This is a genomic window from Pectobacterium sp. S5, assembly GCF_051707265.1.
GTDB classification, from domain to species: Bacteria; Pseudomonadota; Gammaproteobacteria; order Enterobacterales; family Enterobacteriaceae; genus Pectobacterium; species Pectobacterium polare.
Genome location: NZ_JAULSZ010000001.1, coordinates 1,143,906 through 1,170,006, shown reverse-complemented (window position 1 = coordinate 1,170,006; position 26,101 = coordinate 1,143,906). Strand labels below are relative to the sequence as shown.

24 protein-coding genes are annotated in these 26,101 nt (G+C 50.8%); 11 read left to right on the top strand and 13 right to left on the bottom strand.

The genetic code is table 11. From position 1 onward, the window contains the following. Positions 1-24 precede the first annotated feature (24 nt). The 3 genes from nusB (at position 25) to pgpA (ending at position 2,004) form a co-directional block, all read left to right on the top strand. The gene (gene nusB / locus QWJ20_RS05300) at positions 25-444 is read left to right on the top strand and encodes a transcription antitermination factor NusB (protein ID WP_010282066.1); all 420 of its coding nucleotides are present in this window, start codon (positions 25-27) and stop codon (positions 442-444) included. A 68-nt stretch (positions 445-512) separates the two neighbouring features. Further along, complete coding sequence (gene thiL, locus QWJ20_RS05295; protein WP_433992014.1) at positions 513-1,493, top strand: thiamine-phosphate kinase; 981 nt, start codon at positions 513-515, stop codon at positions 1,491-1,493. Next, a complete protein-coding gene (pgpA, locus tag QWJ20_RS05290) occupies positions 1,468-2,004 on the top strand; it encodes a phosphatidylglycerophosphatase A (protein ID WP_433992013.1) in 537 nt (178 codons plus the stop codon). Before thiL ends, pgpA begins: the two co-directional genes overlap by 26 nt. A 71-nt stretch (positions 2,005-2,075) precedes the next feature. On the opposite strand, the gene dxs is transcribed toward pgpA, so the two are convergent. The 3 genes from dxs to xseB are packed head-to-tail and all read right to left on the bottom strand — an operon-like array spanning position 2,076 to position 5,116. Then, positions 2,076-3,941: a 1-deoxy-D-xylulose-5-phosphate synthase gene (gene dxs, locus QWJ20_RS05285; protein ID WP_039485456.1), complete on the bottom strand. Its 1,866-nt coding sequence runs from the start codon at positions 3,939-3,941 to the stop codon at positions 2,076-2,078. A gap of 18 nt (positions 3,942-3,959) precedes the next feature. Further along, on the bottom strand, positions 3,960-4,871 hold the full coding sequence (ispA, locus tag QWJ20_RS05280) for a (2E,6E)-farnesyl diphosphate synthase (RefSeq protein WP_109411833.1): 912 nt from the start codon (positions 4,869-4,871) through the stop codon (positions 3,960-3,962). After that, positions 4,868-5,116: an exodeoxyribonuclease VII small subunit gene (gene xseB / locus QWJ20_RS05275; protein WP_010282080.1), complete on the bottom strand. Its 249-nt coding sequence runs from the start codon at positions 5,114-5,116 to the stop codon at positions 4,868-4,870. Before xseB ends, ispA begins: the two co-directional genes overlap by 4 nt. Before the next feature lie 252 nt (positions 5,117-5,368). Between xseB and thiI the strand changes: the two genes are divergently transcribed. Then, a complete protein-coding gene (thiI, locus tag QWJ20_RS05270; protein ID WP_095993934.1) occupies positions 5,369-6,817 on the top strand; it encodes a tRNA uracil 4-sulfurtransferase ThiI in 1,449 nt (482 codons plus the stop codon). A 35-nt stretch (positions 6,818-6,852) separates the two neighbouring features. Here the strand turns inward: thiI and yajL are convergent, their stop codons facing one another. Then, complete coding sequence (yajL, locus tag QWJ20_RS05265; RefSeq protein WP_010282087.1) at positions 6,853-7,443, bottom strand: protein deglycase YajL; 591 nt, start codon at positions 7,441-7,443, stop codon at positions 6,853-6,855. Further along, positions 7,406-8,314, bottom strand: a complete 909-nt coding sequence (panE, locus tag QWJ20_RS05260; protein WP_433992012.1) for a 2-dehydropantoate 2-reductase — start codon at positions 8,312-8,314, stop codon at positions 7,406-7,408. Before panE ends, yajL begins: the two co-directional genes overlap by 38 nt. 188 nt (positions 8,315-8,502) lie before the next feature. Between panE and QWJ20_RS05255 the strand changes: the two genes are divergently transcribed. After that, a complete protein-coding gene (locus QWJ20_RS05255; RefSeq protein ID WP_005976012.1) occupies positions 8,503-8,994 on the top strand; it encodes a YajQ family cyclic di-GMP-binding protein in 492 nt (163 codons plus the stop codon). 62 nt (positions 8,995-9,056) lie between these two features. Here QWJ20_RS05255 and QWJ20_RS05250 read toward each other — a convergent pair whose 3' ends face one another. The 8 genes from QWJ20_RS05250 to QWJ20_RS05215 form a co-directional block, all read right to left on the bottom strand. After that, positions 9,057-10,421, bottom strand: coding sequence for an MFS transporter (locus QWJ20_RS05250; protein WP_039485465.1), 1,365 nt, complete (start codon positions 10,419-10,421; stop codon positions 9,057-9,059). Positions 10,422-10,728: 307 nt separating this feature from the next. Continuing rightward, complete coding sequence (gene cyoE / locus QWJ20_RS05245) at positions 10,729-11,619, bottom strand: heme o synthase (protein ID WP_010282097.1); 891 nt, start codon at positions 11,617-11,619, stop codon at positions 10,729-10,731. A 14-nt stretch (positions 11,620-11,633) separates the two neighbouring features. Continuing rightward, complete coding sequence (locus QWJ20_RS05240; protein WP_039490482.1) at positions 11,634-11,966, bottom strand: cytochrome o ubiquinol oxidase subunit IV; 333 nt, start codon at positions 11,964-11,966, stop codon at positions 11,634-11,636. Then, positions 11,966-12,580 (bottom strand): cytochrome o ubiquinol oxidase subunit III, encoded by a 615-nt coding sequence (locus QWJ20_RS05235; protein WP_095698760.1) that lies wholly within the window; start codon positions 12,578-12,580, stop codon positions 11,966-11,968. Before QWJ20_RS05235 ends, QWJ20_RS05240 begins: the two co-directional genes overlap by 1 nt. Beyond that, the gene (gene cyoB, locus QWJ20_RS05230; protein ID WP_039485471.1) at positions 12,570-14,561 is read right to left on the bottom strand and encodes a cytochrome o ubiquinol oxidase subunit I; all 1,992 of its coding nucleotides are present in this window, start codon (positions 14,559-14,561) and stop codon (positions 12,570-12,572) included. The genes QWJ20_RS05235 and cyoB overlap by 11 nt, the downstream gene beginning before the upstream one ends. 4 nt (positions 14,562-14,565) lie before the next feature. Continuing rightward, the gene (gene cyoA, locus QWJ20_RS05225; protein WP_433992011.1) at positions 14,566-15,528 is read right to left on the bottom strand and encodes a cytochrome o ubiquinol oxidase subunit II; all 963 of its coding nucleotides are present in this window, start codon (positions 15,526-15,528) and stop codon (positions 14,566-14,568) included. Between the two features lie 424 nt (positions 15,529-15,952). After that, positions 15,953-17,440 (bottom strand): muropeptide MFS transporter AmpG, encoded by a 1,488-nt coding sequence (gene ampG, locus QWJ20_RS05220; protein WP_226300598.1) that lies wholly within the window; start codon positions 17,438-17,440, stop codon positions 15,953-15,955. 59 nt (positions 17,441-17,499) lie between these two features. Beyond that, complete coding sequence (locus QWJ20_RS05215) at positions 17,500-18,078, bottom strand: lipoprotein (RefSeq protein ID WP_010304166.1); 579 nt, start codon at positions 18,076-18,078, stop codon at positions 17,500-17,502. Between the two features lie 323 nt (positions 18,079-18,401). On the opposite strand from QWJ20_RS05215, the gene bolA reads away from it, so the two are divergent. The 6 genes from bolA to hupB all read left to right on the top strand — a co-directional run bounded on the left by bolA (position 18,402) and on the right by hupB (position 25,958). Then, positions 18,402-18,716, top strand: a complete 315-nt coding sequence (bolA, locus tag QWJ20_RS05210; protein ID WP_039485477.1) for a transcriptional regulator BolA — start codon at positions 18,402-18,404, stop codon at positions 18,714-18,716. 319 nt (positions 18,717-19,035) lie between these two features. Beyond that, a complete protein-coding gene (tig, locus tag QWJ20_RS05205) occupies positions 19,036-20,340 on the top strand; it encodes a trigger factor (protein ID WP_174877678.1) in 1,305 nt (434 codons plus the stop codon). A 512-nt stretch (positions 20,341-20,852) separates the two neighbouring features. Further along, positions 20,853-21,476 (top strand): ATP-dependent Clp endopeptidase proteolytic subunit ClpP, encoded by a 624-nt coding sequence (clpP, locus tag QWJ20_RS05200; protein ID WP_010282141.1) that lies wholly within the window; start codon positions 20,853-20,855, stop codon positions 21,474-21,476. A 163-nt stretch (positions 21,477-21,639) separates the two neighbouring features. Beyond that, positions 21,640-22,914 (top strand): ATP-dependent protease ATP-binding subunit ClpX, encoded by a 1,275-nt coding sequence (clpX, locus tag QWJ20_RS05195; RefSeq protein ID WP_039485483.1) that lies wholly within the window; start codon positions 21,640-21,642, stop codon positions 22,912-22,914. Positions 22,915-23,106: 192 nt separating this feature from the next. Beyond that, positions 23,107-25,488 carry an endopeptidase La gene (gene lon / locus QWJ20_RS05190; RefSeq protein WP_039485486.1) on the top strand — a complete coding sequence of 794 codons (2,382 nt, stop codon included), beginning with the start codon at positions 23,107-23,109 and terminating at the stop codon, positions 25,486-25,488. Positions 25,489-25,685: 197 nt separating this feature from the next. After that, a complete protein-coding gene (gene hupB, locus QWJ20_RS05185) occupies positions 25,686-25,958 on the top strand; it encodes a nucleoid-associated protein HU-beta (RefSeq protein WP_005976031.1) in 273 nt (90 codons plus the stop codon). Positions 25,959-26,101: the final 143 nt, after the last annotated feature.

The window sequence follows — 26,101 nt, the reverse complement described above, 5'->3', positions numbered from 1 at the left end:
GCCTGATTAAGTAAGGGGAATTCCGTGAAACCTGCTGCTCGTCGCCGCGCTCGTGAATGTGCGGTTCAAGCGCTTTACTCCTGGCAGTTATCTAAAAATGATATTGCCGATGTTGAACACCAATTCCTGAGCGAGCAGGATGTCAAAGATGTCGACATTACCTATTTCCGTGAATTGCTGGCGGGTGTTGCCACTCAGGCTGAGAAGCTTGATCAACTGATGGCACCTTTCCTGTCTCGTCAAATTGAGGAATTGGGACAGGTTGAAAAAGCGATTCTGCGTTTGGCGATGTTTGAGCTGAGCAAGCGCGAAGACGTTCCTTACAAGGTGGCGATTAACGAGGCCATCGAACTGGCTAAAATCTTCGGTGCTGAAGATAGCCATAAGTTTGTGAATGGCGTGCTAGACAAAGCTGCTCCGAGTGTACGGAAAGGCAAGAAGTAAAACGAATCGAATCAGGGCCGGATATCCGGCCCTGATCGCTTTTGAATGATAGGCTGGCTGGAAAGGTTATGGTTGAAGGTGAGTTTGACCTTATTGCCCGCTATTTTAATCGGGTCCGAAGTTCACGTCGCGATGTTGAGTTAGGCATCGGTGATGACTGTGCGTTACTGACGGTGGCAGATAAACAGATGCTGGCGGTGAGTACCGACACGCTGGTATCTGGCGTTCATTTCCTACCTGATATCGATCCCGCCGATCTGGGTTACAAATCTCTGGCGGTCAATTTAAGCGATCTGGCTGCAATGGGTGCCGATCCTGCCTGGCTTTCTCTGGCCATTACCCTCCCTAAAAGCAATAGCCAGTGGCTATCCGCGTACAGCGACAGCTTGTTTGAGCTGCTTGACTATTATGGTATGCAGTTGGTGGGGGGCGATACGACGCGCGGTCCACTGAGCCTGACGCTGACTATCCACGGTCTGGTGCCAGCAGGTCGGGCACTGACGCGTCGTGGGGCCAGAATTGGTGACTGGATTTATGTTACCGGTTCATTAGGCGACAGCGCGGCTGGTCTGGCTATTCTCCAGAATATATTGCACGTTGAGGATGAAAAGGCACGTCAGGGATTGCTCCAACGTCACTTTCGTCCTCAACCGAGAATTCTGCAAGGTCAGGCATTGCGCGATCTGGCCAGCTCGGCTATCGATCTTTCTGACGGCCTCATCTCCGATCTACAGCATATACTTAAAGCCAGCGAGTGCGGTGCGCGTATTAATCTGGACGCGATCCCACAATCTGATTGGCTGCGAGGCTGCGTCGATGAAGAACAGGCGTTGCGTTGGGCGCTATCTGGCGGCGAAGACTATGAGCTGTGCTTTACCGTGCCGGAAATTAACCGTGGTGCGCTGGAGCTGGCCTTGGGGCATCTCGGCGCTGACTACACCTGCATCGGGCAAATCGGGCCTTCCTCTGAAGGGCTACGTTTTTTCAGGGATAATAAAGCGACCGAGCTGAACTGGAAGGGGTATGACCATTTTAGCGAGCAAAACTGACTCTGCGAACAAGGCGAAAGGTGCTGAAGTGGCAAAACGCCGCTTACGGCTGAGTAACCCGTGGCACCTGATAGCAACTGGGTTTGGCAGCGGTCTGTCTCCCTGGATGCCGGGTACGGTAGGGTCATTGGCGGCGATTCCACTGTGGTATCTCATGTCGTTCCTGCCGCTTGAATTGTATTCGCTCTTGGTGATGCTGAGCATTTGTATCGGGGTTTACCTGTGTCATCAGACCGCGAAAGATATGGGCGTTCACGATCACGGCAGCATCGTCTGGGACGAATTTGTCGGCATGTGGATTACCCTGATGGCGATCCCGGTGGATAACTGGCAATGGGTGGCGGCAGGGTTTGTCGTCTTCCGCTGTCTGGATATCTGGAAACCTTGGCCGATTCGCTGGTTCGATCGCAACGTGCATGGCGGTATGGGCATCATGATCGACGATGTCGTCGCGGGGGTGATCTCTGCGGGAATTATCTATTTCATCGGCTATCACTGGCCGATATTCTGACGTTACTGCGTTATTGAATCACTGACATTATTATTGAACCGGGGCCATGTGCCCCGGTTATCGTGAGTCGCTTATTCCATCCACTGCGTGATTCTGCGCTCAATGCCAGCGGCATCCAGACCCAGATCGACACGGATTTCTTCCTGAGAACCTTGTGGAATAAAGACGTCCGGTAGCCCAATGTTCAGCACCGAGACAGCAAGGCGTTTCGCCATCAGGAATTCATTCACGCCGCTCCCTGCGCCGCCCATGACCGCATTCTCTTCCAGCGTCACAAACGTGCTGTGAGACTGCGCCAGCTCTTCCAGTAACGCTTCATCCAGCGGCTTAACAAAACGCATGTCGACAAGCGTGGCATTCAACTTATCTGCTGCAATCTGAGCTTCCGGCAATAGCGTCCCGAAATTCAGAATCGCGATCGTTTCGCCCTGACGACGTACCACGCCTTTACCAATTGGCAGTTCTGATAGTGGTGTCAGTTCCGTACCCGTACCGTTTCCGCGCGGATAGCGCACTGCCGTAGGGCCCTTCTGGTAGTGATAGCCCGTGTGCAGCATCTGGCGACACTCATTTTCATCGCTGGGCGTCATGATGATCATGTTCGGGATACAGCGTAAGAAAGAGAGATCGAACGCACCTTGATGCGTTTGTCCATCCGCACCAACAATACCGCCGCGATCGATAGCAAACAGAACGGGTAGATTCTGGATCGCGACATCGTGGATGACCTGATCGTAAGCACGTTGCAGGAAAGTAGAGTAAATGGCGACAACCGGATGATAGCCACCGACAGCCAGACCCGCAGCAAACGTTACGGCATGCTGTTCGGCAATTGCGACGTCAAAATATTGTTGTGGATAGTCGCGGGAGAATTGCACCATGCCCGAACCTTCGCGCATTGCAGGTGTGATCGCCATGAGCTTGCTGTCTTTGGCAGCCGTTTCCTGTAGCCATTGACCGAAGATTTTGGAATAGGTGGGTTGGGCACCTTCTTTGCTTTTCGGCAATGTGCCGCTGGCCGGATCGAATTTCGGCACTGCGTGCCAGCTGATCGGATCCTGCTCGGCAGGGGCGTACCCTTTGCCTTTCTTCGTCATAATGTGCAGGAGCTGTGGGCCTTTCAGGCTGCGCATGTTTTTCAGCGTATGCGCCAGCGCCTGAACGTCATGACCGTCAACCGGGCCGATATAGTTAAAACCCAGTTCCTCAAATAGCGTGCCCGGCACGACCATGCCTTTAAGATGCTCTTCGGTACGTTTCACCAGCTCTTTGATGGGCGGCAGGCCAGATAAGACCTTTTTACCGCCTTCACGCAGGCTGGCGTAGAGCTTGCCGGATAACAGCTGCGCCAGATGGTTGTTCAGTGCACCGACGTTTTCTGAAATCGACATTTCATTGTCGTTCAACACAACCAGCAAATCGGATTTAATGTCGCCCGCGTGGTTCATTGCCTCAAAGGCCATGCCTGCGGTAATCGCGCCGTCGCCGATCACACAAACGGTACGACGGCCTTTGCCTTCACGCTCGGCCGCAACGGCCATGCCCAGTCCGGCACTGATTGAGGTGGATGAATGCCCGACGCTTAATACGTCATATTCGCTTTCATCACGCCATGGGAAAGGGTGCAAACCGCCTTTTTGGCGGATCGTTGAAATACGATCGCGACGGCCGGTAATGATCTTGTGCGGATAAGCCTGATGGCCGACATCCCACACCAGATGATCGAAAGGGGTGTTATAGACGTAATGCAGTGCAACCGTTAATTCAACCGTCCCTAACCCTGAAGCAAAATGGCCGCTTGAACGGCTGACGCTGTCCAGCAGATATTGGCGCAGCTCATCGCACAGCTTTGGCAGGCTCTCTTTTGGCAACAACCGAAGTTCATCCGGTGTTTCCACTAACGCCAATGTAGGGTACTTCGCGGTATCAAAACTCATTAGAGACTCATTAGGTAATTACTTATCGCGTTCAACGATGAAATTCGCCAGCGCTTGTAGTGGGGCAATATTCAGGGGAATTGAGCTGGATGCGACGAGATCGTCAAGCGATGCCAGTGATTCCTGATAGAGCTCCTGTGCTTTTTTTCGTGCGTTATCTAACCCCAGTAAACTGGGATAGGTGCTTTTACCTAGTTGCTGGTCTGCACCCTGACGTTTGCCTGTTGTCGCGCTGTCGCCAACAACATCGAGAATATCGTCCTGAACCTGAAAAGCGAGCCCAATCGCGTTAGCGTAACGATCCAGATGGGGCAACGCAGCGCGGCCTGTTTCACCAGCAGCCAGTGCGCCTAATCGGACTGCGGCGCGAATCAATGCACCGGTTTTGTGGCGGTGAATCCGCTCTAACGCGGCCAGATCGACCTGATGGCCTTCCGCTTCCAGATCGAAAGCCTGACCACCACACATGCCCGCTACACCACTAGCATGAGCCAATTCTGAGAGCATCGCCAGCCGATCGCGGTCAGAGACCTGCGGCATCGGTGCATCGGCCAAAATGGAGAATGCCAGCGTTTGCAATGCATCGCCTGCCAAAATGGCATTCGCTTCGCCAAACTTGATGTGGCAGGTTGGCTGTCCGCGGCGTAAATCGTCGTCGTCCATTGCCGGCAGATCGTCATGAATCAGTGAATAAGCATGGATACATTCTACTGCCGCAGCGGGGGCATCCAAACTCTCTAACGGCACGCCAAACAGTTCGCCAGTAGTATAAACCAGAAACGGGCGCAGGCGTTTGCCTCCTAAGAGTGAGCCATACTCCATCGCATTGACCAGTGGACTACTCTGAAAGGGGAGATCGGCGATGAAATGCCCCAACATACGGTTAGTGCGCTGGTAATGTGCATTCAATTGCGTGCTGAAATCGGTCATAGCGAATCGTTATCCGGCGTAAACGGTGACAACGGCGCCTCGGGATCGTCACTCAGCAGGATTTGTACGCGCTGTTCTGCCTGTTGCAGTTTTTGCTGCCCCTGACGAGCAAGCTGGATGCCATGCTCAAACTCATTTAGCGCATCGTCCAGCGGCAGTTCGCCTGATTCGAGACGGGTAACGATTTTTTCCAGTTCGTTCAGCGAGCTTTCAAAGCTGACTGGCTGCTCGGTCTTCTTAGGCATAGTGGTTTCAGAATCCTGGTGTTATACGCCGTTGGCTTGTGGCGGCAGAGCGTGGTGTTGCGTGTGGTCATCTGTGGATGCGCAACAATTATACGGTTAAAGCGCACAGTATATCTTCATATAATGATATACTCCGCGCCCTGGATGCTATTGGTAAAATCATCTCTGTTCTGGCTGATTTTACCGATAACGTGATTTTAGTGCTCAGGGTAAATTTATTTACGCCTTTCTGACCAAGTAACGACAGCCACCATGAAGTTTATCATTAAATTGTTCCCGGAAATCACCATCAAGAGCCAATCTGTGCGGTTGCGCTTTATCAAGATTCTAACCGGAAACATTCGCAACGTATTAAAACACTATGATGAAACGCTGGCGGTTGTCCGTCACTGGGATCATATCGAAGTTCGTGCCAAAGATGAAAATCAGCGTGGAGCGATTCGTGATGCGCTAACAAGAATTCCAGGTATTCACCATATTCTGGAAGTTGAAGATCATTCTTATACCGATGTGCATAACATCTTTGAACAGGCGCTGGCGTTGTATCGTGAGCGGTTGGAAGGCAAGACGTTTTGTGTGCGAGTGAAACGCCGCGGTAAGCATGAATTTAGCTCTCAGGACGTGGAACGCTACGTCGGCGGCGGTTTGAACCAGCATATTGAAACGGCGCGAGTTAACCTCACGACACCGCAGGTCACCGTGCATCTGGAAATCGAGCAGGACCGCCTGCTGCTGATTAAAGGCCGCAGCGAAGGGATCGGTGGTTACCCAATCGGTACGCAGGAAGATGTGTTATCACTGATTTCTGGTGGTTTCGACTCTGGCGTATCCAGCTATATGTTGATGCGTCGTGGATGCCGCGTGCATTACTGCTTCTTCAACCTTGGCGGTGCTGCACATGAGATCGGTGTGAAGCAGGTAGCACACTATCTGTGGAACCGTTTTGGTAGCTCGCATCGGGTGCGTTTTATTGCCATCGACTTCGATCCTGTCGTGGGTGAAATTTTGGAGAAGGTTGACGACGGCCAGATGGGTGTTGTCTTAAAGCGCATGATGGTACGTGCGGCCTCCAAAGTTGCTGAGCGTTACGGTGTTCAGGCGCTGGTGACCGGTGAAGCGTTAGGGCAGGTGTCCAGTCAGACGCTAACCAACCTGCGTTTGATCGATAATGCCTCCGACACGCTGATTCTTCGCCCGCTGATTTCTCATGATAAAGAGCACATTATCAAACAGGCTCGTGAGCTGGGGACGGAAGACTTCGCCAAAACGATGCCGGAATACTGTGGTGTGATCTCGAAAAGCCCGACGGTGAAGGCAGTGAAAGCGAAGATTGAGGCTGAAGAAGGCCACTTTGATTTTGCTATCCTGGATCGCGTGGTGAGTGAAGCACGGAATATTGATATCCGTGAGATCGCCGAGCAGACCAAGCAAGAGGTGGTTGAAGTCGAAACGGTCGCGTCGTTTGCGCCAACTGACGTGCTGTTGGATATCCGCGCGCCGGATGAACAGGACGATAAACCGCTTGAGCTGGATCAGATCGAAATCAAATCCTTACCGTTCTACAAGCTGGGTACGCAGTTTGGCGATTTGGATCAGAGTAAAACCTATCTACTTTACTGCGAGCGTGGCGTGATGAGCCGCTTGCAGGCGCTGTACTTGCGTGAGCAAGGTTTCAGCAATGTGAAGGTATACCGTCCGTAATAGAATAAGGCGCGCAAGCGCCTTTTTCGTCAGCCTCAATCGCGATAATTATGAATTCCCGGCGGCAGGATGAGCTGTGCGGCGACTTCGGCGGCTTTTTCTTTTCCCAGCAGTAAATCGATGATCTTTAGCGCGAAATCCATGCTGGTTCCTGGCCCTTGTGTGGTTAACAGATTCACCCGTGGATCGTAGACGACACGTTTTTCCATCCATTTTTCTGGTGCAATCTTATCCTTAAACGCAGGATAGCCCGTCATGTTTCCGACAGGGAACAGCTGATGATATTCCAGCACCAGCGCAGGTGTTGCACACATCGCAGCAACAATTTTCCCTTCCAGATGTGCTTGTCGAATGCATTCCACCAGTATTGGGCTATCGCGGAAGCACTCCGCACCTTGCAGGCCGCCCGGTAACACCAGCACATCGAAAGGCCGATCGGCGACGGTAGCCAGTGGGGCATCCGCCAGCAGCCTTACCCCGCGTGAGCAGACGATTTCCAGATTGCCATCGCTGGCTACACTGGCAAGCGTGACCTGAATACCCGCTCGGACAAGCAAATCGATGGTCGTGACGGCTTCAGTTTCTTCACTACCAGGTGCCAGACACACCAGTGCCGATGCGGTCATAATCATTTTCCTTTTGCTTAATGTAGTCAAACAGACGGGCATTTTCGGGGAGCATCAGCCCGTGGAGACGCGCACGGTGCAGTAAATACCCGGTAATGTAATCAATTTCGGTATGTCGCTGAGCGATGATGTCCTGCAACATCGATGAGGTGTTTGCTGCCGTGTTCTGAATAATTTGGTTCACGTAGAGCAGCAGGCTATCTGGCGATGTGTGGAAGCCTTCTCGTTCCATGACGCTGGCCACTTCCTGACAAAGTGACACAATCAGTTCCGGGTAGGCAGAAAGCTCGCCATTGGTGCAGTGATATTTCACCGTGAGCGGATTGATGACGCAGTTAGCCGCCAGTTTCAGCCAGCAGGTAGCGCTAATGTTGGTGTGCCAGGCCACATCCGGCAACGCCTGATGCAGCACTTCAGCTAAATGGCTTTGGCTACTGTCACCGTTAAACGTGCCAATATGTGTTGTGCCTGCCGCAATGTGTACGACGTTATTTGCATCGCGTCTGGCAGCGTGAGTGGTAATACCGAGCACCAGTGGCTGCGGCAGCGACGGCAATTCTTCTCGTGTGCCCATCCCGTTGTGTAAAAGCAGAATCGTGCAATGCGGGTTGAGCTGCGGCAACAGCACGGTAACGGCATCGGAAACCTGCCAGGCTTTGAGCGTCACCAGCAGAAGTTCGCTTTGGGCAAGATGATCGGGATCGTTCGCTGTCAGGTTGAGATTACAGTGCTGACCGTCCAGCATCGTGACATTGACTGGACAATACGGTTGCGGAATGCGCAGCCATCCCTGGACATCATGCCCTTGCTGATGTAACGCGGCGAGCCAAAGTTGCCCCAGCGCGCCACAGCCAAGAACGGTGATCTTCATGTGTGTCTCCCTTATTCGATGCGGGCGCGGTTGTTCTGCCATCATAGGCTATCATTCATGTCACGATCTTGTGTTATTCGGCCTGTTTACCTGATGCAGAGTAAAAATCGGGATCGTGTCTGGCATCTTGCTTATCGCAGAAGAGCGGTTATTATGCTCGCCAGCCAAATTTGTCAGGAGAGCGAATTATGCCATCTTTCGATATTGTTTCGGAAATTGATATGCAGGAAGTCCGTAACGCGGTGGAAAATGCGACACGCGATCTGAGCACCCGTTGGGATTTTCGCAATGTTCCGGCCAGCTTTGAACTGAATGAGAAATCACAGAGTATCAAAGTGGCCAGCGAGTCTGATTTTCAGGTACAACAGCTGGTTGATATTCTGCGCGAAAAGCTGGTTAAGCGGGGTATTGAAGGCGGTGCGCTGGAGATCCCAGAAGAGATGGAACACAGCGGAAAAACGTACAGCGTGGAAGCGAAGCTGAAGCAAGGCATTGAAACGACGCTGGCCAAGCAAATCATCAAGCTGATTAAAGACAGCAAGCTGAAAGTGCAGGCGCAGATTCAAGGTGAACAGGTTCGTGTCACCGGTAAATCACGGGATGATTTACAGGGTGTGATGGCGTTGATTCGCGGTGGAAATCTGGGGCAACCGTTCCAGTTTACCAACTTCCGCGATTGATACGGTTAGTCATCCGCCGATGAACAGTAAGGCCAGCGAAAGCTGGCCTTTTGCATGATGCGTTAGGATTGACCCACTAATTGTTCTAACTGCTGCCGATTGGTTTTTTTGTTGTCGATCTTCACGTAGGCGCTGTATTCATCCGGCACGATAACCACTTCGGCCACGCCGGGCTGGGTGCGAATTTTCTGTTCCAATTCACTATCCTGCAATGCTAAATCGGACAGCGCGATTCTCAGGCTACTGAGATAAGGCGGCTCCTGCATGGTGACGCTGACGAGTAGCCAGATGGCCGCAATCGCCGCGCCTGCCATAAACACGGCAGAGGCACCATAAAGCTCAAACAGTCCGCCGCCGATGCTCCCGCCAATGGCCACACCGATAAACTGCGTGGTGGAGTAAACGCCCATCGCGGTGCCTTTGTATCCCGCAGGCGACTCCTTGCTAATCAGCGAGGGCAGCAGGGCTTCCATGACGTTGAAGGCCAGGAAGAACAGCTGTACGCCGATGATAATTTGCCAGAGGTGGTTATCTGCCTTCCACAGGACAACTTCTGCGGCGATCAGCACCACGATGCAGCCGATGAAGACCTGCTTCATTCGCCTTTTCACTTCAGCATAAATAATGAAAGGCACGACGCCGACAAAAGAGATCAGCATCGTGACCAGATAGACTTTCCAGTGGTCCTGCGGTGCCAAGCCCACAGATTCCATTACGCGCGGCAGGGCGACGAAGCTCGACATCAATAAAATATGCAGACACATGATGCCGATATTCAGTTTCAGCAGGCGGCTATTGCCGAGCACTTTACGGAAACTGCCGCGTACCATCGCCGATTCTCGATTCAGGACGTGTGCAGGCGCAGAAGGAATCAGGGTCAGCGTGATGACAATGCCAGCGAGTGACAGAAGGGCGATGCCCCAGAAGAGCGCCTGTAAACCGAAGGCGTGAGTAACGATAGGCCCAACGACCATGGCGATAGCAAAGGTGACACCAAAGCTGACGCCGATAAACGCCATGGCTTTGGTTCGGTTCTGCTCACGCGTCAGGTCGGAAAGTAGCGCCATGACGGCGGCAGAAATCGCGCCAGCGCCCTGCAATGCCCGACCAAGGATGATGCCCCAGATGGAGTCGCTCAGTGCGGCGATGACGCTGCCGAGTGCAAATATCAGCAGCCCCCCGACGATCAGCGGTTTTCTACCGATACGATCGGAGACCAAACCAAAGGGAATCTGGAAAATAGCCTGCATTAAGCCGTAAATACCAATCGCAATACCGATCAGCGCTTCACTCGCGCCCTGCAAGGCCATGCCGTAAGTTGTCAGGACGGGCAACACCATAAACATGCCAAGCATGCGCAGTGAAAAAACGGCTCCCAAGCCCCATGTGGCGCGTAATTCGCCAGGGGTCATTTTATTATCGTTCATGTATACCTCTGAAAAGCAATTGCCCTATTTTAGTGTGTTCTTGGTCAGACAGTAAACGATAGGTTTGTTACGTGATTTGGCGGAGGAAAAAGTAGGGGAGGGGAAAGAAAAAAACGCAGGGAGCGTTTTTCAACGTCGCTTTTGCGACGGCCCGAAGGGGGGAGAGCAGGAAGCTCGACATAAAAAAACCAGGGAACGTTTTTAACGTCCTTGCGACGAGACGAAGGACGCGTGCAGGAAGCTGGTCATAAAAAAACAGGCGGACGAGCCACCTGTTTTTATTAAATGCCTGTAACGCTGCTTGTGATTAACGCAGGTAGGTCAGCATAATTTCATGCGCTGGTGCCATTGAATCCACAGACATCATGACGCTCAGTGACGTAATCGCGACAATGGAGAAAACAAACAGTTTTCTTGCCCATACGCGGTCATCAATCGCATTTTTATAGCCTGACAGCGCCATACCCAACCACCAGACGCTAACTGCTGCGGCAACGATCAGATATTTATAGCCAGCATAGCCGCCGAGAGACAGCATCAGCGTCGCTACCGCAAACGCCACGATGTACAGCGTGATGTGGTGTTTCGCAACGGAGATACCTTTCACAACAGGCAGAACCGGGATGTTGGCGGCCTGATAATCCTTGAAGCGGAAAATCGCAATCGCGTATGAATGCGGCATCTGCCACAGGCTAAAGATCAGCAGCAGAATCAACGCACCAGCGTCGAACTGGTTGCTGACGGCACAATAACCGATAACCGGTGGTGCCGCGCCAGACAGGCTGCCAATCAGCGTGCCATAAACAGAATGCCGCTTCATGTACAGACTATACACACCGACATACACGACGAAGCCCATCACCGCCAGCCACATGGCCAGCGGGTTAGCCGCGATGTAAAGCAGAGCAAAGCCCGCAATACCTAACAGCGATGCGTAAACCAGCGTTACCTTCAGCGAAATCAGTCCCTTTACCAGAACCCGATTTTTGGTTCTCTCCATTTTCTTGTCGATGTCGCGGTCAATGACGTTGTTAAACACGCAGCCAGATGCAACGACTAACGACACACCCACGAGGGTGGCGAAAAACAGGGGATAATCAATGCGGCCTTGTGCCGCAAGGAGAAATCCACCGATAACGGAAATCAGATTTCCGAAAATAATTCCTGGTTTAGTAACTTGCAGGTATTGCTTAATCATCTTTTACGGCTCTGTTACTGGATCATCATATTGTGGTGTGCGCTCATCATAATCCAGATGGAGCCCACGACGACAATAGCGATAATCAGGACGGCAAACACAAGAGCCACCACGTTCCAGCGCTCTTCTGAGGACGTATTCAGGTGCAGAAAGTACACCAGATGTACCAGAATCTGAACAACGGCACATCCCACCACAGTGAAAAGAATGGCGCTATGTGAGGCTGTGCCGCTCATGACCATACTGAAAGGAATCACTGTCAAAATTACAGACAGAACAAAACCTATCACATATGACTTCACGCTGCCGTGGCTGGCACCTGCATGATCGGTTGTTGAATGACTCATTACATTGCCCCCAGCAGGTAAACAACGGTGAAGACACAGATCCATACCACGTCGAGGAAGTGCCAGAACAGACTCAGGCACATCAGACGCGTTTTATTGGTTGCAGTCAGGCCACGCTTGGACACCTGAATCATCATGATGACCAACCAGATCAGACCGCCCGTTACGTGCAGCCCGTGGGTGCCGACCAGTGCGAAGAAGGCAGACAGGAACGCGCTGCGATCCGGGCCATAGCCTTCAGCGATCAGGTGATGGAATTCATAGATTTCCATCCCGATAAACACCAGGCCGAACAGGAAGGTCACGCCTAACCAGGTATTAACCTGAGATTTGTTGCCCTTATTCATGGCGATCATTGCCATGCCGTAGGTAATACTACTGAACAACAGCGCGAACGTTTCCACCAGCACGAAAGGCAGTTGGAAAAGTTCCTTCCCGCTTGGGCCACCCGCTGTACCGTTAACCAGTACCGCATAGGTTGCGAACAGTGACCCGAAAATGATCAGGTCGCTCATCAGGTAGACCCAGAAGCCAAATACTTTGTTGGCTCCTGCGTCGTGGTGCCCATGCTCGGCATGGGCGGTATTGTGGTTAGTCAGAGTTTCAGTTGACATGTTTCACGCCTGCCTTACTGAGTTGATCAAAATTCTGATTCTCAATTTGCTCAATTTCTTTAACCGGCACGTAGTAATCCACGTCTTGATTAAAGCTATGCACAATCCAGGTCACAATCATGCCAGCGAAGCCAGCGATAGCAAGCCACCAGATATGCCAGATCATGGCAAAACCGAATACCAGGCTGAATGCGGAGATAATCACACCAGCGCCGGTGTTCTTCGGCATGTGAATCTCTTCATAGCTGGCAGGGCGCTTGTAAGCTTCACCTTTCTCTTTCGCTTCCCAGAATGCGTCACGGTCGTTGACGTGTGGCACGATAGCGAAGTTATAGAACGGTGCAGGAGAAGAGGTTGCCCACTCCAGCGTACGTCCACCCCACGGATCACCCGTCAGATCGCGGTTCTGGTCACGGTCACGAATACTGACGTAGAACTGCATAACCTGACACAGTACGCCGATACCAATCAATACCGCACCGATGGAGGCCACAACCAGTAAAGCGTGGAACTCAGGGTTGATTTGCTGGCTCAGACGACGCGTCATTCCCATGAAGCCGAGGACATACAGCGGCATGAAGGCAACGAAGAAGCCGATAATCCAGAACCAGAATGCGCGCTTACCCCAAGTTTCGTTCAGGGTGAAGCCAAAGGCTTTCGGGAACCAGTAAGTAATACCTGCGAAGCAACCGAACACCACGCCGCCGATGATCACGTTATGGAAGTGAGCAATCAGGAACAGACTGTTGTGCAGGACAAAGTTCGCACCCGGTACGGCCAGCAGTACCCCGGTCATCCCACCGATGGTGAAGGTGATGATGAAGCCCGTGGTCCACAGCATCGCGGAGTTGGATTCGATACGGCCTTGATACATGGTGAACAGCCAGTTGAAGATTTTAACCCCGGTCGGGATTGAAATAATCATGGTGGCTATACCAAAGAAGGCGTTGACGTTCGCGCCGGACCCCATGGTAAAGAAGTGGTGCAACCAAACGATGAACGACAGAACCGTAATCGCAATCGTTGCCCACACCAGTGAGGTGTAGCCAAACAGCCGTTTTTTACAGAAGGTCGCAACCACTTCGGAGTAAATACCGAAGACTGGCAGCACCAGAATGTAAACCTCAGGATGACCCCATGCCCAAATCAGGTTGATGTACATCATCATGTTGCCACCCATATCATTGGTAAAGAAATGGGTGCCGAGGTAACGGTCAAGCGTCAGTAGTGCAATGGTAACGGTCAATATCGGGAATGCGGCAATGATCAGCACGTTGGTACACAGTGCTGTCCAGGTAAATACTGGCATTTTCATCAGCGTCATGCCCGGTGCGCGCATCTTCAGAATCGTAGCGAAGAAGTTAACACCTGTCAGCGTGGTACCTATACCGGATATCTGTAGACTCCATATCCAGTAATCGACCCCGACGCCGGGACTGTACTCCTTTCCTGAAAGCGGCGGATACGCCACCCAGCCAGTCTGCGCAAATTCACCTACCCCGAGAGAGAGGTTGATCAAGATAACGCCAGCGACAAACAGCCAGAAGCTGAGGGAGTTCAGGAAGGGGAAAGCAACGTCACGCGCACCGATCTGCAAGGGAACCGCAAGGTTCATCAAGCCAACAACGAACGGAGTTGCCACGAAGAAGATCATGATGACACCGTGAGCGGTGAAAATCTGATCGTAGTGGTGAGCGTTTAGGAAGCCTTCTTGCCCGGCAGAGGCCAGCACCTGCTGGCCACGCATCATGATGGCATCGGCAAAACCACGTATCATCATCACCAGACCGACGATGATGTACATGATACCGATTTTCTTGTGGTCTACGGAGGTGAACCATTCGGCCCACAGCCATTTCCACTTACCGAAATAGGTTATTGCCGCCAGCAGCGCAAGGCCGCCAACGATGATCGCCGCCACGGTGACCATAATAATGGGTTCGTGATACGGAACCGCATCGAGTGTAAGTTTTCCGAACATCGTATTATCCCTCGGCTCCTTTGTGCGAGCTATGCTCGCCCATGTTCATACCCTCACCGTGTTGCATGTTTTCGTCGGGCTTCATGCCTTCACCATGATGTTGCATGTTCATGTCGTTGCCTGTGAATTTGCGAATAATATTATTGAACAAATCCGGCTGGACAGTGGAGAAGTATTCGACAGGATGGAATTCACTTGGTTTAGCCAACGCGTTGAATTCATCCATGGTATTCAGTGTCTTAGGGGACGACCGAACGTTCGCAACCCACTGGTCAAACTCTTGCTGAGTTGGCGTGGCAATCGCGGTGAACTTCATACCAGAGAAGCCTTTACCACTATAGCCGCCAGAGATACCGTCATACTTGCCCGGTTCATTAGCGATCAAGTGGAGCTTCGTCTGCATTCCGGCCATGGCGTAAATCTGTCCGCCAAGACGAGGGATGAAGAAGGAGTTCATCACGGAGTCGGATGTAATCTTGAACGCAACAGGCACGTTGGCAGGGAACGCCAGTTCGTTAACCGTCGCGATACCCAGATCCGGGTAAACAAACAGCCATTTCCAATCAAGCGAAACAACTTCGACATTGATAGGTTTGACGTCTGATACCAGCGGCTTGTACGGGTCAAGCGAGTGAGTCGTCTTCCAGGTAATGGTGCCAAGAATAACGATAATGATAATTGGTACAGTCCAGACTACTGCTTCTATCTTATTGGAATGTGACCAGTTCGGGGTATATTTTGCCTTTTCATTGGAAGCACGGAACTTCCAGGCAAAAGCTATCGTCATAACGATAACGGGAATCACAACGATCAACATCAGCCCGATGGCAGTCAGTATTAACGATCTTTGCTCTAACCCGATTTCTCCTTTGGGGTTCATCAGCGCCATATCGCAACCGCTCAGTAGAACAGTGGCTGCAAATAAAGACAGCATCCCAAAAATTTTATTGTATTTCTTGAGTCTCATCTAGCGACCTCAATAACAAGGGCTCTATTGTCATTTCATGCGAGCGGGCATTTTACGGGAAGGTTACTGCACTGTAAACATGATTAAGGTTATGTCAGCCGATTGTTGCTGTTTTTTGCCCTTAATGTCACAAAGATAGCCAAAATAAAAATGGTATTGAAAAACAGCAAATTAAGTGGCTACCCAGATGAGAGTATGGATGGATAATAAGAAATTACAACGTATCGTAACGCTTATTTTCTATTTTTAGTTTGGTGAAATTTTTTGCTCAATCTGTGTTTTTGATAACGAATGAAATTAGTTCTGGCGGGTTTTACGAGGAAATAAAATTCCCTCTAGCAAGATAATTATGAAAAAAATAATTAAATAAAGGAATGATGTAATAGGTTCAGGCAGCAGATGAGTGCTGCCTGAACGAATATCGTCAGTGCGCGGACTGTTTGGACGCGCGCCGGAGTGACAGATAGTCCAGCAAACTACCGAAGAAAATGCCCAGCAGAGCGAGTGTGCCGCCTGCGGCGAGCAGGTATTCTGCCAACAGAGGCAATGAGGACCATTCCAGCGCATTGCTGATCAGCAGCATGAGCCACAATACCAGCACGATCACACCTAATCCCAGCACATGTATGGCCTTCTTGTAATAATTCTGGAAATGTGTGCGTAACTGAAAAGTATCGGTTTTCTGGGTAAATTCCAGCGTTTCACGGCAAATCATCAGGATTGCCAGTCCCGGTAATGCGGCAAAAATCGAGAACAGATAGAACCATGCCCAGCCGTAGGATTCGACAAACCAGCCTGCGATGGGGCCAACGTAAACCCGTCCGACAGCGGCAAGGGCGGAAAGCAGAGCAAACTGTGTGGCTGAAAATGACTTATTACACAGCGTCATCAATAGTGCGACGAATGCTGCCGTTCCCATACCGCCGCAGAGATTTTCCAGAAAGACAGCGCTGGCCATGGTGAACAGACTTTTGTCTGTGATAGCCAGCAGCCAGTATCCCGCATTCGATACCGCCTGAAGAATACCAAACAGCATCAGCGCTCTGAACAACGAGAGTCGCTGCATCAGTAATCCGCCGTAAATGGCTCCCACGATGGTGGCGAAGAGTCCAAGTGTCTTATTAACCAGCCCGACATCACCAGCATTGAAGCCAACGCCTCGTATCAGGAAGGTTGTCGTCAAGCTGACCGCAAAGGCGTCACCGAGTTTGTATAACACGATAAGTAGAAGAATGAGCCAGGCGTTGTTGCGTGCGAAGAAGTCACGCAAGGGGGCAACAATTGCTTGCTCCATGGTGCGCGGTGCTGGCTGGCTATTCAGTGGTTCCGGCGCTAGCAGGGTGGCAAATACACCAATCAGCATTAATCCTGCCATTAACCAATAAGTGGCCTGCCAGCCGAAATAGCGATCGGCCATCCACAGCGCCAGTCCGCCTGAAACCAGCATGGCCAGACGATAACCTAATACCGAGGTAGCTGCACCCGTACCGCGTTCTTCAGGGGGAAGTAAATCCGTCTTATAGGCATCAAAAACAATATCCTGAGACGCGGAGCAGAACGCGACCAGAACCGCCAGCGCGGCCAGCCACCAGAGATCGCGTGCTGGGTTCATAAACCCCATACCAATAATGGCAGCAATGAGCAGAAGTTGACTGAGAATCAGCCAGCCGCGGCGTCTGCCGAGAAACGGTGGGGTGTAGCGATCCATCAGCGGGGACCACAGGAACTTGAAGACGTAGGCTTGACCAACCAGAGAGAAAAAACCAATGGTTTTCAGATCGACATTCTCGACGGTCATCCAGGCTTGTAATGTGCCTGATGTCAATGCCAGTGGTAAACCGGAAGCGAAGCCAAGCAACAGCATAAAAAGCGAATTACGTTGGCTGAATAAAGCAATGATGCGACTAAACATGAAGAGTCCTTTCCCTTGCTCCGTGAGCGTTCAGGAGCAAGGGAAGCGGCGTACAGAAATTAACGGGCGTTTTCTTTGATAAAGCTACTTACAGTCGTGTCTTGCGCCATGTCGTTGATGACATCGCCTAACACCGTGTTAACGGCATTGGTAATATTTTCGTTATTGGCAGTAAACGCGCCCTGAACGTTATAGGTTGAGCGGTAGTTCTTCACCTGCTTGTTGCCATTCGCCGCCTGAGAAATGATGGAGATATCCGCTTTGGTGGTGATGTTGTAGCGTAGGTTGCCTTCGGAGACATCAGCGTACAGGTGGTTAACCACGATCTGCAAGGCGACTGGGCCACCGGTTCCGATCATGTAACCGCGTGCGGTCATTTGCTTTTCCAACGCTTCTTGCAACAGGAAACGCAGATCGCGAGAAGGCGTCAGCGTAATCAGTTGGCCATCGCGATTCACTTTCGCCAGAGCCTGATCGGCGCGCTGGTCTGCACCATTGATGCTAATCGTTACGCCCATCAGCGTCGGATCCTGAGAAGGCACGCTAATTTTTGGTGTGATGTTCAAGGTGTTGCTTTTTGCTGCACATCCTGCAAGCAGAATTACGGCCAGAAGAGGGAAAAATAATTTTTTTAACATTCGTATTTTCTCAGTAATGATTAGTGTGGTGAGCTGACAAATATTGTTGATATCATATCATCGCCACAGGCAGGAAAAAGATCCGATAGCAGGTAAATTGTCCTGAAATTCATCTTTTTCACGCTTTTGACCTGGAAAAACCGTTTTTATCACATCAAGACCGTCGATGATATATCAACCCGTAGCGTACAGCTTTCTTCTCACTATGCTGTTTGTACGCATAACAGGTTGAAAAACGATGAGGTTATAATGATTCGGGCATCGGTGAATGACAGTCATGTCGCGTTGATATCAAATTTTCCCCAAGCCGAAAGGGTAGCCGTATGATGCGTGAAACGATAGAAGACAAGCTGCGTGTGGGTTTTGAACCCGTTCATTTAGAAGTGACTGATGAGAGTTATCGTCACAACGTGCCTGCGGGAGCAGAAAGCCATTTTAAAGTTGTGCTGGTCAGCGATAAATTCACGGGCGAACGCGTGATTGGGCGACATCGTGCAGTCTATGCCGTGCTGGCTACGGAGCTGGCGGGGTCAGTGCATGCGTTAGCACTGCATACGTATACGGCAAAAGAGTGGACCAGTTTGCAAAATGCCGTACCTTCTTCACCGCCTTGCGGTGGCGCTGGCATCCTTTCTTAAGTCATTAATATGGCCCGTTCCTGACATATTCAGGGCGGGTTACTGACAAAAGTGTGAATCCGTTGCTGTAATAGTCCGCCCGCCGTTCTCGACTCATCCTCTCTATATCGCTATAATACGCGTCTAATTTTTTCCTGAATGTATTCGGGACGCTTCTGACTACAAGGACGGGGTTGGCAATTTCCCGGTTCTGCGAGGTTGATTCGAGCTGTACGCCTTCGGTGGCGGCAGTCTGAGTCAGTGTCGCTGTCGTGAGAGTTTTTCGTCGCGAGAATAGTTTTGGGGTTGACCGATCACTGTGATTTTTTGAGGTAATAAGATGCAAGTTTCAGTTGAAACAACTCAAGGTCTGGGACGTCGCGTAACGATTACCGTTGCTGCTGACATCATTGAGAGTGCGGTGAAGAGCGAGCTGGTCAACACGGCCAAAAAAGTACGTATTGACGGTTTTCGTAAAGGCAAAGTGCCGATGAATGTTGTTGCTCAGCGTTATGGTGCCTCTGTGCGTCAGGACGTATTGGGTGACCTGATGCAGCGCAACTTTGTTGACGCGATCATCAAAGAAAAAATTAATCCGGTTGGCGCGCCTAACTACATCCCTGGCGAATATGCCGTAGGTGGCGACTTCACTTACTCTGTTGAATTTGACGTGTACCCAGAAGTCGAGCTGAAAGGTCTGGATGCAATCGAAGTTGAAAAACCGGTTGTTGAAGTCACTGATGCTGACGTTGATACCATGCTGGACACGCTGCGTAAGCAACAGGCGACCTGGAAAGAAACTGACCGCGCTGCGGCAGCGGAAGATCGTGCAACGATCGATTTCACCGGTTCTATCGATGGTGAAGTCTTCGACGGCGGAAAAGCGTCTGACTTCGTTCTGGCAATGGGCCAGAATCGCATGATCCCAGGCTTTGAAGATGGCATCGTTGGGCACAAAGCGGGTGAAGAATTCACTATCAACGTGAACTTCCCAGAAGATTACCACGCTGAAAACCTGAAAGGAAAAGCGGCTCAGTTCGCTATCGTCCTGAAGAAAGTTGAAGAACGTGAGCTGCCTGAACTGACTGAAGAATTCATCAAACGTTTCGGCGTGGCTGATGGTTCTCAGGAAGGTCTGCGTGCTGAAGTTCGTAAAAATATGGAACGTGAACTGAAAGGCGCGGTGCGTAACCGTGTTAAAACTCAGGTTCTGGACGGACTGATCAACGCTAACGAAATCGACGTGCCAGTTGCACTGATCGATGGCGAAATCGACGTTCTGCGTCGCCAGGCTGCACAGCGTTTTGGCGGCAACGAGAAGCAAGCGCAGGAATTACCGCGTGAGCTGTTCGAAGAGCAAGCTAAACGCCGCGTTGTTATCGGTCTGTTGCTGGGTGAAGTCATCAGCAGCAATGAGCTGAAAGCTGACGAAGCACGCGTTAATGCACTGATCGAAGAGATGGCTTCTGCTTACGAAGATCCGCAGGAAGTTATCGAGTTCTACAGCAAAAACAAAGAGCTGCTGAACAACATGCGTAACGTTGCTCTGGAAGAGCAAGCGGTAGAAACCGTGCTTGCTAAAGCGAAAGTTGTTGAGAAGTCAGTAAGCTTCAACGAACTGATGAATCAAACGACTACAGCATAAACCTTGTTGATATCAACATTGTTTATTGCGTAGCGGGATGCTTCCCTATCAAAAGCCCGTGCCTTATGGCGCGGGCTTTTTGCTTGGTGCAATACTGATGATGATCGCTTGGGCTACGTCGTATCCGGTGTTCCTGTCAGGGGATACACGAGGAATGACCGCCTGAAATTGCACTACTATTAAGTCATACAGTTAACTCAGGCTGCGAATTTGTTAGGTCAGGCAACGAGTTAAACTGCAGCGTTGCCGTGCCGATAACGTGTTAAGAATAAAATAATTGGCTCTTTAATAGAGAACGATTGATAGTGTAAGCTTGAAATACAATGCGTGTGCCCCCACTCACTGAAGAGGAAAAGTAGGCACAGCAGGTAAGGATTCTCGGCCGTATGGGTTGTTCAGCAAGGACGAGACAGGGTTCCGTAGTCATCCCCCCCTATCTCTAGTAGAATTGAACAATGCAATTGATTGAACAACGCTAAGAGTGCCGGACGCATTTTATCTAGGAGACGTGAATGTCATACAGTGGCGAACAAGAAAGACAAGCACCTCATATGGCGTTAGTGCCGATGGTGGTTGAACAGACCTCTCGCGGGGAACGTTCTTACGATATCTATTCCCGTCTGCTAAAAGAACGGATAATCTTCCTGACTGGTCAGGTTGAAGATCACATGGCGAATCTGGTTGTGGCACAGATGTTGTTTCTGGAAGCTGAAAACCCAGAAAAAGACATTTATCTGTACATTAACTCTCCAGGTGGCGTCATTACTGCTGGTATGTCTATTTACGACACCATGCAGTTTATCAAACCGGATGTCAGCACGATTTGTATGGGACAGGCTTGTTCCATGGGCGCGTTCCTGTTGACGGCGGGAGCCAAAGGCAAGCGTATTTGCCTGCCTAACTCGCGCGTCATGATTCACCAGCCATTGGGCGGTTTCCAGGGGCAGGCAACGGATATTGAAATCCATGCCAAAGAAATACTGAAAGTGAAAGCCAAGATGAATGAGCTGATGGCGAAACATACGGGTCAGCCTCTTGAAGCGATAGAGAGAGACACCGAGCGCGATCGTTTCCTCTCTGCCAGTGAGGCAGTAGACTACGGTTTGGTAGACTCCGTATTCACTAACCGTGGGTAATAATTCGCCATATTAGCGGTCTGGTGTAGCTAAAAATCAGTGTTCGACCGATAGTCTGTTGTGCGAGGTTATTTTACGCGTATTAGCTATAAGTATCGGCGTTCGTTGTAGCGGTATCGCTGTGGTTGGCCTGCGGGCAAAAGACGAAAAAGAGGTTTAACTCATGACAGATAAGCGCAAAGACGGTTCAGGAAAGTTACTGTACTGCTCTTTTTGCGGCAAAAGCCAGCATGAAGTGCGTAAGCTGATTGCCGGGCCGTCGGTGTATATCTGCGATGAATGTGTTGACTTGTGTAACGACATTATTCGCGAAGAAATTAAGGAAGTGGCGCCCCACCGTGAGCGCAGTGCGTTGCCGACGCCACACGAAATTCGCCGCCACCTTGACGATTACGTCATCGGTCAAGAGCAGGCCAAGAAGGTATTGGCCGTTGCGGTATATAACCACTATAAACGCTTGCGTAATGGTGACAGCAGCAACGGGATCGAACTGGGTAAAAGTAACATCCTGCTGATCGGTCCTACGGGGAGCGGTAAAACGTTGCTGGCTGAAACGCTGGCGCGCTTCCTGGACGTTCCGTTCACTATGGCGGATGCAACTACGCTGACTGAAGCGGGCTACGTCGGTGAAGACGTTGAGAACATCATTCAGAAGCTGTTGCAGAAGTGCGATTACGATGTGCAGAAAGCGCAGCGTGGCATTGTCTACATTGATGAAATCGACAAGATTTCTCGTAAGTCAGACAACCCATCGATCACCCGCGATGTGTCTGGTGAAGGCGTTCAGCAGGCTCTGCTGAAGCTGATCGAAGGTACTATCGCAGCGGTTCCACCGCAGGGTGGCCGTAAGCATCCGCAGCAGGAGTTCTTGCAGGTTGATACCTCCAAGATCCTCTTTATCTGTGGCGGTGCGTTCGCAGGTCTGGACAAGGTGATCGAGCAGCGTACCGACACGGGACGCGGCATCGGCTTTAACGCAACGGTTAAAGGCACCGCAGATAAAGCGACAGAAGGCGAGTTGTTGGGCAAGGTTGAGCCAGGTGATTTGATTAAATTTGGTTTGATTCCTGAGTTTATCGGTCGTCTGCCAGTCGTTGCTACGCTGAGAGAACTGAGCGAAGACGCGCTGATTCAGATTCTGCGTGAGCCGAAGAATGCGCTGACTAAACAGTATCAGGCGCTGTTCAATCTGGAAGGCGTTGAGCTGGAATTCCGCGATGAAGCGCTGACGGCGATTGCTAAGAAAGCGATGGTGCGTAAAACCGGTGCACGTGGTCTGCGTTCTATCGTTGAAGCTGCTTTGCTGGATACCATGTATGACCTGCCATCGCTGGAAAGCGTGGATAAAGTCGTCATTGATGAATCCGTTATTGCGGGCCAGTCCGAACCATTGCTGATCTATGGCAAACCTGAGACACAGCAGGCTTCCGGCGAATAATTAATCAATTTGGCGGTATCAAAAAATAAAAATGGGGGATTTTATCCCCCATTTGTTTTTTACACGCATGCTGGTCGTTGAATGTGAGACATTTATCCCCATATACTCAAATACCTATTTGATGAAACCCGTGAAAACCGCGTTTCACGAGATTCCCATAACCTGGCGGAAACGAAACTAAGAGAGAGCTCTATGAACCCTGAGCGTTCCGAACGCATAGAAATCCCCGTATTGCCATTGCGCGATGTGGTGGTTTATCCGCACATGGTCATTCCGTTGTTTGTTGGTCGGGAGAAATCGATTCGGTGCCTTGAAGCCGCAATGGATCATGATAAGAAGATCATGCTGGTGGCACAGAAAGAAGCCTCAACGGATGAGCCAAGTATTAACGATCTTTTCTCGGTAGGGACGGTAGCCTCAATTCTTCAAATGCTGAAACTGCCGGACGGCACAGTAAAAGTGCTGGTCGAAGGGTTACAGCGTGCGCGTATTACGACGCTTTCTGACAGCGGTGAACATTTCGCTGCACACGCAGAATATCTTGATTCCCCAGCGATTGATGAGCGCGAGCAAGAAGTGCTCATGCGTACGGCGGTCAATCAGTTTGAGGGATACATCAAGCTGAACAAGAAGATCCCGCCGGAAGTGCTGACCTCGCTGAACAGCATTGATGATGCTGCGCGTTTGGCCGACACTATTGCTGCGCACATGCCGCTGAAATTGGCTGATAAGCAGTCTGTACTTGAAATGTTCGATATTACTGAACGTTTGGAGTACCTGATGGCGATGATGGAATCCGAAATCGACCTGTTGCAGGTAGAAAAACGGATTCGTGGCCGCGTTAAGAAGCAAATGGAAAAAAGCCAGCGTGAGTACTATCTGAATGAGCAAATGAAAGCGATTCAGAAAGAGCTGGGTGAGATGGATGACGCACCGGATGAACACGAAGCGTTAAAACGCAAGATTGAAGCGGCGAAAATGCCGAAAGACGCGCGTGAGAAAGCCGAAGCAGAATTACAAAAGCTGAAAATGATGTCACCGATGTCAGCGGAAGCGACAGTGGTGCGCAGCTATATCGACTGGATGGTGCAGGTGCCGTGGAATGCGCGCAGCAAAGTGAAGAAAGACTTGCTGAAAGCGCAGGAAATGCTGGATACCGATCATTATGGTCTGGATCGCGTGAAAGAACGCATCCTTGAATATCTTGCAGTACAGAGCCGTGTCAGCAAGATCAGAGGGCCGATTCTGTGTCTGGTGGGGCCGCCAGGCGTGGGTAAAACCTCGCTCGGTCAGTCTATCGCCAAAGCGACTGGACGTCAGTATGTGCGTATGGCGCTGGGTGGCGTGCGTGACGAAGCTGAAATCCGCGGGCACCGCCGTACCTATATCGGTTCAATGCCGGGCAAACTAATCCAGAAAATGGCAAAAGTTGGTGTGAAAAACCCACTCTTCCTGCTGGATGAGATCGACAAGATGTCTTCTGACATGCGTGGCGATCCGGCTTCTGCCTTGCTGGAAGTGCTCGATCCTGAGCAGAACGTGGCGTTTAACGATCACTATCTGGAAGTCGACTACGATCTGTCCGATGTGATGTTTGTTGCGACGTCTAACTCGATGAACATCCCAGCGCCGTTGCTTGACCGTATGGAAGTCATTCGTCTTTCCGGCTATACAGAAGACGAAAAACTGAATATCGCTAAACAGCATCTGCTGCCGAAACAGATCGAACGTAATGCGCTGAAAAATGGTGAGATCTCGGTAGAAGACAGCGCGATTGTTGGCATTATCCGTTATTACACGCGTGAAGCTGGCGTGCGTAGCCTGGAGCGTGAAATCTCCAAGTTGTGCCGTAAAGCAGTAAAAACGCTGTTGATGGATAAATCCACTAAGCATATCCAGATTTCGGGCGATAACCTTAAGGATTTCCTTGGGGTACAGCGTTTTGACTATGGTCGTGCGGACGATGAAAATCGCGTAGGGCAGGTGACCGGACTGGCCTGGACGGAAGTTGGCGGCGATCTGTTGACGATTGAAACCGCCTGCGTGCCGGGCAAAGGTAAGCTGACTTATACCGGTTCGTTGGGTGAGGTCATGCAGGAGTCGATTCAGGCTGCGCTTACCGTGGTTCGTGCTCGTGCAGAAAAATTAGGCATCAATGCTGATTTTTACGAGAAGCGTGATATCCACGTTCACGTTCCAGAAGGTGCGACGCCGAAAGACGGTCCGAGTGCGGGTATCGCTATGTGTACCGCACTGGTTTCTTGTTTGACCGGGAATCCGGTGCGTGCCGATGTGGCGATGACGGGTGAGATTACCCTGCGTGGTCTGGTACTGCCGATTGGTGGTCTGAAAGAGAAACTGCTGGCAGCACACCGTGGTGGCATCAAGACGGTATTGATTCCTGATGACAACAAGCGCGATCTGGAAGATATCCCACAGAACGTGATTGCCGATCTGGAAATCCATCCGGTGAAACGTATCGAGGAAGTATTGGCACTCGCATTGCTGAATGCGCCTTCTGGCATGCAGGTGGTCACGGCGCCTAAAGCCAAGACCAAAGCCAAGGCAAAATAGTGACCTGTCGCAAAAACCCTTGAGAAAATCAGGGCTGGTGAGTGAAATCGTGCTTGCCAGCTTTTTTTTGTACCGCTAAGTTAGAGCACTGTTAGTTTTAGCCATAACAGGCTAGGCATGACAGTATTGATAATAAGTCACGTGTCGCGTCTTGGGACATTGAAGCGCGATAAGAGAATTCCAGAGGGGATGACAGAGTGAACAAGTCACAATTGATCGACAAAATTGCCGCAGATGCTGATATTTCCAAAGCGGCAGCAGGGCGTGTGTTGGATGCAATTATTGGTTCCGTTACCGAATCCCTGAAAGAAGGGGATGATGTTGCTTTGGTTGGTTTTGGTACTTTCTCAGTGCGTGAACGTGCTGCTCGTACCGGCCGTAACCCGCAAACTGGTAAAGAAATCAGTATCCCTGCGGCGAAAGTACCAGGATTCCGTGCTGGTAAAACGCTGAAAGACGCCGTTAACTGATTATTACGTCACAGGTTTGGCTGATAACCACTTTGGGTGCCAAACAATACCTGACGCAATGATATTGGTAGGGTAAGATACGAGGCGCATCATTTTATGATGTGCCTTTTATTTATTAGGACTATACATACCCGACACATGGC